Source organism: Pseudomonas sp. SIMBA_068 (assembly GCF_046534705.1).
GTDB lineage: Bacteria > Pseudomonadota > Gammaproteobacteria > Pseudomonadales > Pseudomonadaceae > Aquipseudomonas > Aquipseudomonas putida.
In genome coordinates this window covers 1-267 of record NZ_JAWRYI010000645.1, presented here as the reverse complement: position 1 = coordinate 267, position 267 = coordinate 1, and the positions used below count along the sequence as shown (strand labels likewise).

1 protein-coding gene is annotated in these 267 nt (G+C 39.7%); it reads right to left on the bottom strand.

The genetic code is table 11. The features are described from left to right. Positions 1-32: 32 nt before the first annotated feature. Positions 33-267 (bottom strand): hypothetical protein (locus SB756_RS30805; protein WP_410913334.1); only part of this gene is annotated, 235 nt, incomplete at its 5' end.

Genomic DNA, 267 nt, shown 5'->3' with positions numbered 1-267 from the left:
ACCTAAAGTTAGAAAGGTTACTTATGTAAGGGCTACTTACTGGCATATAAATGGTATTCGCTCAGTGTTAGCCGGCCGTCTTTATCTTGGTCGTAACGAATAAACTTAGACCACAAGACGGGGTCTATTGAGGCTTCAGAACGCGTTAAAAATCCGTCTTTGTTTCGGTCTATTTTTTTAAACTGGTTGTTAATAGTGTCACTTGCGGCAAAGCTTGATGCACTAAATACGGTTAGAGTGCATAAAATAAATAAGCGTATGGGGTTC